A 13002-nucleotide genomic window follows, 5' to 3' on the forward strand; every position below is an offset into this window, starting at 1 on the left:
CAAACATTGACCTATTTTGGTTTGTTCAAAACCCATATCTGGATAGGATTTTCAGCGACATTTGGGCTAACTTTATTGCTAGCCCTCATATCTTGGCACTTGATTGAAAAAAAAGTGTTGAAGAAGTCTTCCCACTATATAGCGGCGACAAAGGGCTCAACATCAACAACCTAAACCATGTTAATGAGGTCTTGTTTTAGCTTTGATCAAGCCCGAACAATTTCTTGGTTGGCTTTTACTCCCACTCAGTAGTTACTCGACGAAAACAGTCAACAAAGTCAATAGCTTGCGTGCGTTGATTTTGTATGTGTAACTTTTGTGGGAATTTTTTCAAACAATTCTGATTCCTATCATTTTGCTTAAGATGCTTTGATTTCAGCGATTTAACGTAGGTTAACTTACACATCGCGCAAGGGCGTAAGACGCACAAAAAAACACAATTAACTCACTTCAGAGCTAAAAACTGTAGTTGTGGCGTAAAGTAACAAAACTCATTCGACCATCCCAGAATGCCAAAAGCATCACGAAAACCTAAACTTTTAAGATCTTCCAACATCTCCCAAGCAAAATGTTGATAGCATAAAATTCCTTCTCCATCTCCTACTGGATCACCGTGATACTCCGGTTCTAACAAATGGGTAATTTCACCAGATTGTCCAATTGTGGCTCGAATTATATTTTTATTTGAACTGGAGTTAAAGGGAACGCTGAACAACAATCTACCCCCTTTCTTTAACACCCTAAAGCATTCTTCAAATGCCTTATTAAAGTTGGAAATATGCTCAAATACATCGTAGCTCAATATAGCATCAAAAGATTCTTCCGCAAATGTTAAGGCGGTTGCGTCCTCGTTTCTAATGTTCAAGTTATTTACAGACCCAAGCGCTACCGAATTTCCCAAATACTCGCTTCCAACGCAGTTAGTGTAAGAATCACAAAGAAAGCGATACATCGGAGTTACTTGCTCCATAACGTAAATATTTGAAATAGAGTTAAGGTTAAGAAAGCTATCAATTAAATGAATTGAAAATCTCATTCTATTGTTAAACCCAGACTCTGGACAAACTAATCTCTCTCTCCAATTAACATTAGGAAATCCTGAGCAATACATAAAATCACACAAAAAATCAACCTGCTTTTTAGCTACATAAGAATAACCGTTGACATAGAATATTCTTTTGGTGCCTGGAATTTTCTGATTTATATATTGACTGTGAGCGTCAATTTTATGTTTTTCAATCTGTAAAAGGGCATCGAACTCATTTTTGTTGCGGACAAAATAAAACTTCACTTCAAGCTCCTTAGACAAAGCTAGATCGCCTTGACGGCACTTGCTTAGCCTTAGCGACGGGGTAGAATGTAAAAACTTCTAAAGATTATATCTTTAGATGACAACAACCATCAACCAAACGCAGCACGACTATGAGGTGGACCCCGTTTGAACCGCACTGGATTTGCCGGAGGCTCTAAAACCTGAGAAGGGTAGAGCCATGGATAAGCAACGGACAAGGCAGACATTTTCGCCTGAGGTGTGTGAACATCGCGGTGAGTATGGCGCGCAGTGGAACACGATTGTGTCTATAGCAGCTAAGATTGGCTGCTTGGCCCAGACCTTGAACGAATGGGTCAAGCGCAGCCAAGTCGACAGCGGCGAGCGGCCGGGTGTGAGCACGGATTTGCTGGAGAGGCTGAAAGCTCAAGATCGGGGGATCCGTGAGCTCAAACAAGCCAATGAGATCCTGCGCAAAGCCAGCGCGTATTTTGCCCAGGCGGAGCTCGACCGCCCGTTCAAGAGGTGATTGATTTCATGGAGGATCATCATGATAACTTTGGGATCGAGCCGATGTGCAAGGTTTTGCGCATTGCCCCATCAACTTGGTACGCTCGCAAAGCGCAGAAAGCGGACCCCAGAAAACGATCAAACCGCGCTAAAGCTGACGACGCCATGAGCCTCAAGATCAGACAGGTCTTTGAGGACAATTTTGGTGTCTATGGCGTGCGCATGTCTGGCACCAACTCAGGCGTCAAGGCGAAGATGTTGGGCGTGACACTGTGGCTCGCCTTATGAAAGCTATGGGATTGCAGGGCGTTATACGCGGTAAACCTGTACGGACAACAATCCGAACAGTGTCCGGTTGTTGACACGTTCACACGCTTCTCGCCCATCATCGACCCAAGATTCAGCTATCGATCAGAGGACGTCATAGAGGCTTTGGAACAGGCTTGCTCACAGATCGGCTATCCAAAAGCCATTCGCGTTGACCAAGGTTCTGAGTTTATCTCCCACAATCTGGACCTGTGGGCCTATGCCAAGGGTGTCACGCTGGACTTCTTGCGTCCCAGCAAACCACCGATAACGCGTTCATCGAAGCGTTCAACAGCAAGCTCCGGAGCGAATGTCTGAACGCTCACTGGTTCTTGTCCCTGCAAGATGCTTGCGAAAAGTTGGAGGACTGGCGTAGATACTACAACGAGGAAAGACCTCACAGCGCAATCGGGAATATCCCACCGATTATGTTGGCAATCTCAGCCGGTGACACCAGCCCACCGGACACGAGCAAGGCCAAAGACTCTAGGCCAAAGCGGCCCAACGATGGGTAGCAGTGCAAAAGGCGAACAGACTCTCCTTATAAATGGCTCGGATCAAGGGGCTAGGTCAGATCAGCTCAACTCGTCGCCTTTGGCAGCCTGATCCCGCCAGCCAAACTGGAAGCCAACTATTACCCCAGCCTTGCAACGCTAAAACTGGCAGCGTAACTATGATTAAGCAGCCTCCGACAATCCCAGTACGGTTCACTTTACAATTAAGCCAGCTTCAATATCCTTAGTACGTTGCTTAATGTACTCATCAACAGCTTGCTTAGCTGCCATAGAGAAGTAGGTTTTGCCAGCCAATTGCTGTGCCATTAGCTCGTGATAGCGTTTCTTAGCTTTTGCCTCAGCCGTATCTCTATTTCTCTTACGCAGACTAAAACGTGCGTACTTTTTTCCTCAGTTAGCCACATACGCATCTGCCATTATTCACCTCTTTGGTAAATTAAGGCTTCGTCGTATATGGCTATTTCATTGGAATCAATTGGCTGTTTGTTGAGAGGCATTTGGCGCGGATGTTACGTACGATTTTGAATAGCTACAGCTTTGTGAAGCTCTACGTGTAACTGTAATTCCAACACCTAATAAAATCAACGACTTATTTGATTTGTGAAAGTTTTGTGTAACTGCAAAATCCTTATAAATCAATGATTTAACTAAAGAAAACTACTCCCACTCGATGGTCCCCGGCGGCTTTGAGGTGATGTCATAGACCACCCGATTGATGCCCTTAACTTCATTGACGATGCGGGTGGCGACGCGGCCTATAAACGCCATGTCGAAGGGATAATAATCGGCTGTCATGCCATCGGTGGAGGTTACAGCACGTAATGCGCAAACATGGTCATAGGTGCGAAAATCCCCCATCACCCCAACCGTCTTGACGGGCAATAGGACGGCAAAGGCCTGCCAAATCTGGTCATAAAGGCCATTGCTACGCAATTCTTCGAGATAGATTGCGTCAGCCTTGCGCAAGATATCAGCTTTTTCTTGGGTGATTTCACCTGGAATGCGAATGGCAAGTCCGGGCCCTGGAAACGGATGGCGGCCAACAAAAGCCTCGTTTAAGCCAAGCTCGCGTCCAAGCGCGCGCACTTCATCTTTGAAAAGCTCACGCAAAGGCTCAACCAGTTTCAAATTCATCCGTTCGGGCAAACCGCCAACATTATGGTGGCTCTTGATGGTGACCGATGGACCACCGTCGAAGGAAACACTCTCAATCACATCTGGATAAAGCGTGCCTTGGGCAAGAAAAGCGGCCCCACCGACCATCCGCGCTTTTTCTTCAAAGACATTGATAAAGAGCTTGCCGATTGTCTTTCTTTTAGTTTCAGGATCGCTGATACCTGCGAGAGCACCTAAAAAGCGGGCGCTTTCATCGGCATGGATCAAGGGGATATTGTAATGGTCGCGGAAAAGCGAAACGACCTGCTCACTTTCACCCGATCGCATCAGGCCATGATCAACATAGACGCAGGTTAATTGATCGCCGATGGCTTCATGGATCAATACCGCTGCGACCGAACTATCAACCCCACCTGACAGCCCACAAATAACCTTAGCCGATCCCACCTGCGCCCGAATACGGGCAATCGCCTCTTCCTTGAAGGCTGCCATGGTCCAATCGCCGCGCAGCCCCGCGATTTTGCGGACAAAATTATGGATGAGGCGCGCGCCGTCAGGGGTATGAACCACTTCTGGATGGAACATGACGGTATAAAACCGGCGTGCTTCGTCGGTCGCGATGGCAAAGGGGGCATTCTCACTGGTGGCTTTAACGCTAAATCCATCCGGCAATTGGGTGACGCGGTCGCCGTGGCTCATCCAAACGGGATAGCGCTGATTAAGCGCCCAAACGCCGTCAAAAAGCGCACTTGGCGCTACGATTTCAACGTCTGCCCGGCCAAATTCGGCGGCGTGGCCACTTTCGACAATGCCGCCGAGCTGCACAGCCAAAGTCTGCTGCCCATAACAAATCGCTAAAACTGGAACGCCCAACTCAAAAACGCTTTGTGGCGCGCGGGGAGAACCTGCGTCGCACACACTCGCAGGCCCACCCGATAGGATCACCGCTTTGGGGTTAAAACCGCCGTCCAAAACGGCCTGGGCTCGATTATAGGGGTGAACTTCGCAATAAACCCCCGCTTCGCGGACCCGACGTGCGATCAATTGGGTCACTTGGGAGCCAAAGTCGATGATCAGGATTTGTTCGTGGGATGTCTGCGCCATCATCGCGGTTTAGCGAGATGCGCGCACAGGGGAAAGACCCAAGCCGTGCGCGCAAACAGTGGCTAGCTGGCCCGTCCCTTCATGGCCGTGCCGCGTATCGGATCAAATTGAGCTGCCAGTGGATCCACATCAATGTTTGCGCCATGCGCGATCTTCCATCCAGTTGCTGATTTCACATAGACAATGGTCATGCGGCTTTCATGTGGGGGGGCGACTTCGCCGCTCGGTGTTTTAAAGGCCTCCATGGCCCAATGGACAACGGCAATGGTAACATTTGGCGCGATTGGGGTGATCGATTCAACCTCCAACAGCTTTTGCTGCACACCCTTAAACATGATGTCAAAATAAACGCGGTGTGCACGGTCCACTTCTTCAAAGCCGCGCCAATGCATGCCCTTTACATTCACCCAATGCACATTGGGGGCATAGAGCCGGCCCATGGCGTCTAGATCGCTGATATTCCAAACCTGCTCATATTTTTTATTTCATCACGGATCGCTGCTTCATCGGAATTGGTCAATATTAGTTCTTGAGCTTGCGCGTTTTTTGTTATGGCCAAACCTCCAACTACACCGATCAGCGTCAATAATGATCGTCTATGCATCCTCATCCTCCTTGGATAATGCGACGATCCTTAGCGTTAACTTAGGCCCTAGACTTGAATAAATCAGACATGACAGGGGTTGGCAGGATAGCTTTCGCAACGCCGTGCATCTCTGCCGCAAAGGCGTTGGGCGTAAGGCCCGTTAAGGCGCGCGCTTCACGCGAAAGATGGGCTTCATCGGCATAACCACATGCGGCGGCCAGCGCTGCCCAAGTCATATCTGGGTATTTGGTTCGTTGTTTGACGGCGGCTTCAAAGCGATGCAGGCGGGCGTAGAATTTTGGGGTGACGCCCACATCTTGTAAAAATCGGCGCTGAAGCTGACGCGAACTTAAGCTGTCATAATCAGACATTTCAGAGACGCCAAAACGCCCTGCACTGCGCGCCATAAGCCCTGCCACATGATCAATGGCATCAAGTGGGCGGGCCTGATCGAGGGCTGCACCAAGCCAGATTTCGGTTTGAACGACCCGCTCTTCAAATGTTGTACTTTGGCGCAAGTCATCCTCAAGCGCGGCGGTCTCCCGCTTTAAAATGTCACTCAAAGCGATCCCTTGATCGACCGTTTCATGCATCGGCACACCAAAAAGGCACGAAAGGCCCGTGGGCTTAAAGCGGATCGTGAAAGTCTCAAGTTCACCCAATATGCCAAGGTCTTTGCCGGGTTGGCTGGTCACGCCTACCAATACACTTGCATGAGTCGGATCAAAGCGAGTGCCCGATTGGCGCACGCAGTAGGGATCGCGGAAATAAAACTCCATAAACTGATCAGTGCGCGCATTGAGAGGGCGTATCACTTTAAGGGTATAAAAATGGCCGCGTCGCTCCCCATAAGCGCTAACGATTGCGCGCAGCCGTGGATGCGGCAAAGCTTGTTTCAACTGAACAGACCTAGGAGCTGGGCGTTCAAATTGTTCTTGCCAATCGGCCATGCGCAAAACCCGCCCGCTCAAACACCCAATTGGTAAGATCTATCACCAAATGGCACAATCCTGTGCCGGCCTAAATCTTGGATAACCCTAAATGCGCTCAAGACCGCAAACAAAAAAGCCATCGGTCCCTGTAGCTAACGGCGTCATTTGTAAGCCGGGGCCCGCCTTATGGCACCTAGACAAAAGACCTTTTAGCCCGCCATCTTGAACCAATTGTGAAGGCACAATGGGCTTAAAGTCGGGATTGGCCTGCAAGAAGGCTTTTACGCTATCCTCATTCTCCTCAGGCAGAATTGAGCAGGTCACATAAATCAACCGCCCGCCGGGCTTCACCAAGGGGGCACCCAGCTTTAAGGCCAATGCCTGTTCCTGTTGGCGCTTTTCTAGAGCGCCAGGACGTAAGCGCCATTTGGTGTCGGGCGCACGCCGCCACGTCCCTGATCCGGTGCACGGCGCATCAACAAAGACGATATCCATCAAACCTATTAAGTCCGCCAGCACATCTACGTCGCGCCGTGGGGTACGGACTTGGCAATTGCGCACGCCGGCACGTTCCAAGCGTTCATACGCGTTCGCCAAGCGGCGGCTATCCACATCATAAGCGTAGAGCTGGCCTTTATTCTCCATCAGAGCCGCAAGGGCCAAAGACTTGCCCCCACCCCCTGCGCAGACATCCGCGATCTGCATACCTGGCTTGGCCCCAGATAGGCGCGCTGCCAATTGGCTGCCTTCATCTTGAACTTCAAAGCCGCCCTTGACGAAAGCTTCTTCCTTGGCCCATGGAAACGTGCGGCCCTGCTGCCACGCTATGCGAATGCCATCAACGGACAATTCGGTTAGAGATGCTGATGGCAAGGCGTCGCTACGTTCTTTGAGTTGGGTTGAGGCTAAAAGATCGACCAAGACTTTATCGCGCCTAGCTTTTAGGCGATTAACCCGCAGATCTAAGGGCGCAGGTGCGGCAAGCGCTGCCCCCTCAGTACCACGTTCTGCGCCAAAAACCCGCTCTAAACTGGCGTCTAGCCACTCAGGATAATCCCCGATGACATAGGCAGGCGCACCATCCAAACTTGCCTGCTCTAGGGCGGCCCGCTCACATTCCGTCAATGGGCTATAGGCATGGGTTTCTTCATAGGCATTATTTTCGAGGCTTTGACTATCTTCGCCAAACCCCCAGCGAAGGGCACCCAGCACCCAAGCGCGGGGATCATCGGTGCCCATCCGATATGCACTTGAAGCTTTCCACCTTAACGCCCCAAACACGATATCGCCAATGTGGGCGCGATCGCCAGAGCCCGCGAAACGATGATGGAGCCCCCACTCTTTAAGTACATCAGCCGGGGGGCGCTTGCGCGTTTCAACCTCGGTCAAAACTTCAATAGCAGCTTGCGCTCGGGCACCAGGTCGCATGGCATTAATCTTTTCAAAAGCGCAAAACAGTGTCGACCCACTGAATGTCAGCAGTTAATGGACTTGCAGGAGCACACAACCTACCCGCCAACTGGATAATTGGGAGCTTCACGTGTGATCGAAACGTCATGGACATGGCTCTCACGCAGGCCAGCACTGGTTAGCTTCACAAAACGGGCTTTCGACTGAAACTGGGTGATATTGGCTGCACCAGTATAGCCCATGGCGGCGCGTAAGCCACCGACCAATTGATGTAAAATTGGTGCGATCGAGCCCTTATACGGCACTTGACCTTCAATACCCTCGGGCACCAATTTCAATGCGTCAGTCACATCTTTTTGGAAATAGCGATCGGCTGAGCCTCTCGCCATGGCTCCAAGCGAGCCCATACCGCGATAGGATTTGTAAGAACGGCCTTGATATAAAAAGACTTCGCCGGGGGCCTCATCTGTACCAGCAAACAGACTACCGAGCATGGCAACATTGGCACCTCCTGCAATGGCTTTAGCAAGATCGCCCGAAAACTTGATCCCACCATCGGCAATGATCGGCGTCCCGGAGGCGTGGGCGGCGTCCACACAATCCATAATTGCGGTCAATTGGGGTACACCGACCCCTGCAACAATACGCGTGGTACATATAGAGCCGGGGCCAATCCCGACTTTAATCGCGTCAGCCCCTGCCCCAATCAAAGCCAAAGTCGCTTCACGCGTTGCCACATTGCCCGCGATCACTTGCACGCGGTTAGACAAGCGCTTGATGCGCTCGACTGCTTCAAGAACTGAACGCGAATGCCCATGGGCGGTATCGACAACAATGACGTCGCAACCCGCATCGAGCAAGAATTCGGATCGCTCAAAACCTGCATCCCCTACGGTGGTCGCCGCCCCGACGCGCAACCGGCCTTGATCATCCTTGCACGCATTGGGAAAGGCCTGAGCCTTTTCCATATCCTTGACCGTTACAAGGCCGACGCAGCGATAATCATCATCGACAACAATCAAGCGCTCAACGCGGTGCTTGTGAAGAAGCTGGCGCGCGGCATCCTTATCGGTTCCTTCGCGCACTGTGAACAAAGCGTCGCGCGTCATCACATCTGAGACTTTTTCATGGTCGCCAGCAAAGCGCACATCGCGATTGGTCACAATGCCAACCAATTTGCCGGGCTTGCCATCCGGCCCACGTGCAACAACCGGAAATCCCGACACACCACGATGGGCTTTGATCGCTTTAACTTCACCAACGCTTATATCTGGAAAAACGGTGATGGGATTAATAACCATACCGCTTTCAAAGCGCTTGACCTGACGCACTTGCTCAGCTTGCTCTTCATTGCTGAGATTGCGATGAATAACGCCAAGCCCACCTGCCTGCGCCATAGCGATCGCCAGCCGCGCTTCGGTTACTGTGTCCATGGCTGAAGATATCAATGGAATATTGAGGGCGATTTCGCGGGTAAGCATCGTGCTTACCTCTACCTGCCCCGGCATGACTTCCGACGCGCCAGGCTCCAGCAAGACATCGTCAAAAGTGACAGCTTCTCTGATCGGCGGAGCGATGCGGGGTGATTGGGCGATGGATTGGGACATGTCGGCTGATAGAGTAAGGGGGATCGATCTGTCAACGCTGTCGCTGTAGGTTCACATTCTCGCAACCCCCTAATTAATGCCCCGTGTGCTAGTCCTTAAGGCCACACCCTTATCAGTGCAAACCTCATAGGTTGGAACCAATATCGGCTCGGCAATGATGTTTTCAAGATTTCGTCAGTTCCACCGACTATCCGTAAACCCGCCGCCCACATGTAGCTTTGCTGAAAGACCCCATCGAAGGGTGTTGTTAAAATGCATAATTCAATCGTGCCAGCCTCAGTTTAAGACGCGTTACATTTTTTCAGGCTTTGGACCAATTTTTTCATACATAAGGCCGGTGCGCCAGCCTGCACGGCTAAAAGTTTGGTTCGGCGATAAATGAAGTGGTAATCGACCTCCCACGTAAAGCCCATTCCGTGCTGAACCTGAATAATGGCTTTTGCTGCAAGATAACATGCATCAAAGGCACCAATGCGTGCTCTAGCGGCGGTTGATGGCAGTTTTTGTAAATGACTGCCAGCTATTTTGATGGCTTGCGCAAAAAAGTGAGGACGCGCAAGGTCCAGGTGCAAGCGATCGACCCATGTCTTCTGCCAGTACGCATCATTCCAATTCCCCTAAACAAAGTCCGCTAAATTCTTTTGAAAGTGTGGTACCCAGCCAAACCATGTCGGCAATGGCTTGTCACAAATCTGGATCCAGTGGCGTAGCATTATCCTTTAGGACAGCTTCATTAAGGACAGCGCGCACATGGGCCATACTCGATCGGTTGGATACAAATTGAAGTATTTGAGCTCGTAAGAAATTTAACGCGTCTGAAATATCATAATTCATGCGAACTTCGTCCTGTCTCGGATTGATTGGAGCTTAGTTTGGTTCACAGTGACAAAAAAGCGCCAATCGTCTTTCCATGTGTCTCTAGATGCCAAGCGGTCTGACCAGTTTAGACAACCCAATGAAAGACCCCATAAGCTGAAAAGGGGACTTCCAAGCGCGCTGAATTCTAACTTGCATGTGTAGATGGCTTTTTTAGGTCTAAGTTGAGGGCAGCATGAAGTTTAGTGCTATCAAGCGCGCCTTCCCAGCGTGAAACAACAATGGTGGCAACCGCATTGCCCATCAGATTGGTTAAGGCACGGCACTCACTCATAAAACGGTCGATGCCTAGGATCAGCGCCATACCTGCAACTGGAATGCTGGGCACGACCGATAGAGTGGCGGCTAGGATGACAAAGCCCGCACCGGTTACCCCAGCCGCCCCTTTGGAACTGATCGCCGCTACACCAATCAGAAGCAGCTGATCATGGAGCGATAAATCAATCCCAACCGCTTGGGCGATGAAGGTTGCGGCCAAGGTCATATAAATATTGGTACCGTCTAAATTGAATGAATAGCCCGTGGGCAAAACAATCCCAACCACTTCTTTGCGACAGCCCGCCCGTTCTAATTTTTCCAGCAAAGTTGGCAATGCCGCTTCTGAGGAGGAGGTACCCAAGACTAAAAGCAATTCCTGCTTGATATAGCCCACAAGCTTAAAAATCGAAAATCCTGCCAAGCGGGCAATCAGGCCTAACACGAGGATAACAAACAAAAAGGAAGTGACATAAAAGGTCACAATCAAGGTTCCAAGGCTAACAAGGCTTGCCAAACCAAACTTGCCAATTGTGAAAGCCATAGCCCCAAACGCCCCAATTGGCGCCAGTTTCATCAGAAGATGAACCAGTTTGAACACCACATGACTCGCTGATTCAAAAAAGGTCAAAACAGGCTTGGCTGGTGCCCCGACCCCTGCAATGGCAATGCCGGTTAAAACCGCCACCAGGAGCACTTGCAATATTTCGCCATTGGCCATGGCACTTATCGGCGTTTTGGGAATGATATTCATCACAAAGCCCAACAAGGTCTGTTCGTGGGCTTTTTGTGTATAGGTTTGAACCAGTTTGGCATCCAGTGTGGCAGGGTCAATATTCATGCTGGCACCAGGCTCTACCAAGTTGCCAACAACAAGACCTATGACCAAAGCAAAAGTTGAAACCGCGATGAAATAGGCCAGCGCTTTGCCAAACACGCTGCCAATCTTGTTGACTTGGCTCATGCCCCCAAGGCCAGTTGCCACGGTTAAAAAAATGACCGGTGTGATGATCATTTTGACCAAATTGATGAAGGCGTCACCCAGTGGCTTAAGCGCTGCTCCAAAGTCTGGAAAAAACGCACCCACACCAATGCCAGCTAAAACCGCAATCATAACTTGGGTATAGAGATGGCGATACCAAGGTAGCGCCGCTGCGGTCATAGGTTGCGATGCCCCAATGGCTCCGGATTTTAGGCTTGCCATTTCAACCCCCAGCTTATGTTCCATCCATGGACAGGTTCACCCTAATGACCCTTATGATAGCCGCTTACACCTAGAACACAAACCAGTCACGAAGTCATGAAATTATATTTCAATTCAGTCTTTTAATCTGTAATAATCTTTTATATGTGCGACTTTTCGCCGTAAGGATGTGGGAGTTGTGTGATTTTCCGCCACCTCTGACTGGCATGGGGAGGTGACAAGAGCGTGGTGAACAAACCAATGATTTTGAGAATGATGCCTCGGTTGATTGTTGCTCGGCAATTACAATAGCTGGCGGGGGTGTTGGGGATTGTTCTCCATGTGGTCATGGTGATAGTCATTGACATATTGGCCCGTCATCACGCCGTCTTGGAACTTGGAAAGCAAGCTCAGATCTCGTCAGAAATCCTATCTTCCACGCTGGAGGGTGAGCATGAAAAATATCGACTGGCGTTATTGGTACTAGCACAATATGCCGATGCCATAGCCATTTTACGTGGTGCACGTGGGCCACGTCTATCCATATTTAACATGAAATTAGAGGAATTAAACCAATAAATGGGAGCCGCCGCCATTTACCTACTCGATACCCAAGGCACCACTTTGGCTTGCAGCAATTGGGCGATACCTCAAACCTTTGTCGGGCAAAACTACGGCTTTCGTAGTTCTTTCGCAAGGCGATAACCACGGGCGGTCATGAACAAATTGCTTTGGGAACCGTGTCACGCAGGCCTGGGCTTTATCTCTGACGGCGACAGATCGGGGATGGACAAGCCTTGGGCGTGATCGTCTCAAAAGTTGAATTTGATGCTCTAGAGGATGAATGGAAAAAAAACAGGGATTGAGGATTTTGTGACCAATAAGGATTAGGTCATTATGGTCACAAGTCAGGGGGATTGGGGATTTAGAACCATCGGCAAGCTTACCGAAGAAACTCAATATAAAATTTTGAAAAATTTAGATTATGGTAAAAGTTCTCTGCAAGTTTTACCGGGCTATCGGGACCATAAAATTGGCTAGGTATTGGATAGCGCAGCCATTCACAAGCCGCTGATCGAAAGTAAGGTGTCGCTTCAAAATGGGTGGGTTTTGCATGTCTTACGCCGCACCGATCCAGCAATTGAACCTGCTGGTTTCGAAGGACGACTAGGGGGGTTGCCTTTGCGATGGTCCTTTTATCTTTGTGCACATTTTGGGTTTTAATACGACGCTCTGCTGCCTTTAAGGCCGAGCGCGATTTAGTCCAGCGTCAACAGCTAGTCCAAGAGCGTTTGGTTCAGTTAGAAAACTGGCCGCTTCGGGTCAAATAGC

11 protein-coding genes, 3 pseudogenes and 1 other annotated feature are annotated in these 13002 nt (G+C 49.9%); of the genes and pseudogenes, 5 read left to right on the forward strand and 9 right to left on the reverse strand.

The annotated features are described in order from the left end of the window. Positions 1–445: 445 nt before the first annotated feature. Positions 446–1291: a class I SAM-dependent methyltransferase gene (locus PsB1_RS08695; RefSeq protein ID WP_284360497.1), complete on the reverse strand. Its 846-nt coding sequence runs from the start codon at positions 1289–1291 to the stop codon at positions 446–448. A 199-nt stretch (positions 1292–1490) separates the two neighbouring features. Here PsB1_RS08695 and PsB1_RS08700 point away from each other — a divergent pair, with 199 nt between their 5' ends. The 4 genes and pseudogenes from PsB1_RS08700 to PsB1_RS08710 form a co-directional block, all read left to right on the forward strand. Further along, on the forward strand, positions 1491–1799 hold the full coding sequence (locus tag PsB1_RS08700; RefSeq protein ID WP_284360499.1) for a hypothetical protein: 309 nt from the start codon (positions 1491–1493) through the stop codon (positions 1797–1799). Further along, positions 1754–1870: a sequence feature (AL1L pseudoknot), on the forward strand. It overlaps the preceding gene by 46 nt. Then, positions 1808–2068 (forward strand): hypothetical protein, encoded by a 261-nt coding sequence (locus tag PsB1_RS12015; protein WP_284360501.1) that lies wholly within the window; start codon positions 1808–1810, stop codon positions 2066–2068. (Overlaps the previous feature by 63 nt.) Next, positions 2050–2142 (forward strand): annotated as a pseudogene (locus PsB1_RS12020) (hypothetical protein); the annotation flags it as partial. The gene PsB1_RS12015 and the pseudogene PsB1_RS12020, both read left to right, overlap by 19 nt. After that, positions 2111–2601: pseudogene (locus tag PsB1_RS08710) on the forward strand (integrase core domain-containing protein); the annotation flags it as partial. The pseudogenes PsB1_RS12020 and PsB1_RS08710, both read left to right, overlap by 32 nt. Positions 2602–3258: 657 nt before the next feature. Here PsB1_RS08710 and guaA read toward each other — a convergent pair. From guaA to PsB1_RS08755, 8 genes and pseudogenes are all read right to left on the reverse strand, one after another. Beyond that, positions 3259–4824 carry a glutamine-hydrolyzing GMP synthase gene (gene guaA / locus PsB1_RS08715; RefSeq protein WP_284360502.1) on the reverse strand — a complete coding sequence of 522 codons (1566 nt, stop codon included), beginning with the start codon at positions 4822–4824 and terminating at the stop codon, positions 3259–3261. Positions 4825–4883: 59 nt separating this feature from the next. After that, positions 4884–5288: pseudogene (locus PsB1_RS08720) on the reverse strand (SgcJ/EcaC family oxidoreductase); the annotation flags it as partial. A gap of 178 nt (positions 5289–5466) precedes the next feature. Continuing rightward, positions 5467–6357, reverse strand: a complete 891-nt coding sequence (locus PsB1_RS08725) for a helix-turn-helix domain-containing protein (RefSeq protein ID WP_284360503.1) — start codon at positions 6355–6357, stop codon at positions 5467–5469. A gap of 87 nt (positions 6358–6444) precedes the next feature. Continuing rightward, on the reverse strand, positions 6445–7767 hold the full coding sequence (locus tag PsB1_RS08730; RefSeq protein WP_284360504.1) for an RsmB/NOP family class I SAM-dependent RNA methyltransferase: 1323 nt from the start codon (positions 7765–7767) through the stop codon (positions 6445–6447). An 80-nt stretch (positions 7768–7847) separates the two neighbouring features. Beyond that, positions 7848–9356, reverse strand: coding sequence for an IMP dehydrogenase (gene guaB, locus PsB1_RS08735; protein WP_284360507.1), 1509 nt, complete (start codon positions 9354–9356; stop codon positions 7848–7850). A 281-nt stretch (positions 9357–9637) separates the two neighbouring features. Then, the gene (locus PsB1_RS08745) at positions 9638–9928 is read right to left on the reverse strand and encodes a hypothetical protein (RefSeq protein ID WP_284360509.1); all 291 of its coding nucleotides are present in this window, start codon (positions 9926–9928) and stop codon (positions 9638–9640) included. A gap of 112 nt (positions 9929–10040) precedes the next feature. Then, a complete protein-coding gene (locus PsB1_RS08750) occupies positions 10041–10190 on the reverse strand; it encodes a hypothetical protein (protein ID WP_284360510.1) in 150 nt (49 codons plus the stop codon). Positions 10191–10359: 169 nt separating this feature from the next. Beyond that, a complete protein-coding gene (locus PsB1_RS08755) occupies positions 10360–11649 on the reverse strand; it encodes a dicarboxylate/amino acid:cation symporter (protein WP_284360605.1) in 1290 nt (429 codons plus the stop codon). Positions 11650–11991: 342 nt separating this feature from the next. Between PsB1_RS08755 and PsB1_RS08760 the strand changes: the two genes are divergently transcribed. Further along, on the forward strand, positions 11992–12249 hold the full coding sequence (locus PsB1_RS08760; RefSeq protein ID WP_284360511.1) for a hypothetical protein: 258 nt from the start codon (positions 11992–11994) through the stop codon (positions 12247–12249). The last annotated feature ends 753 nt before the right edge of the window (positions 12250–13002 follow it).

It is taken from the genome of Candidatus Phycosocius spiralis, from assembly GCF_030158815.1.
In the GTDB taxonomy this organism is placed as follows: domain Bacteria; phylum Pseudomonadota; class Alphaproteobacteria; order Caulobacterales; family Aquidulcibacteraceae; genus Aquidulcibacter; species Aquidulcibacter spiralis.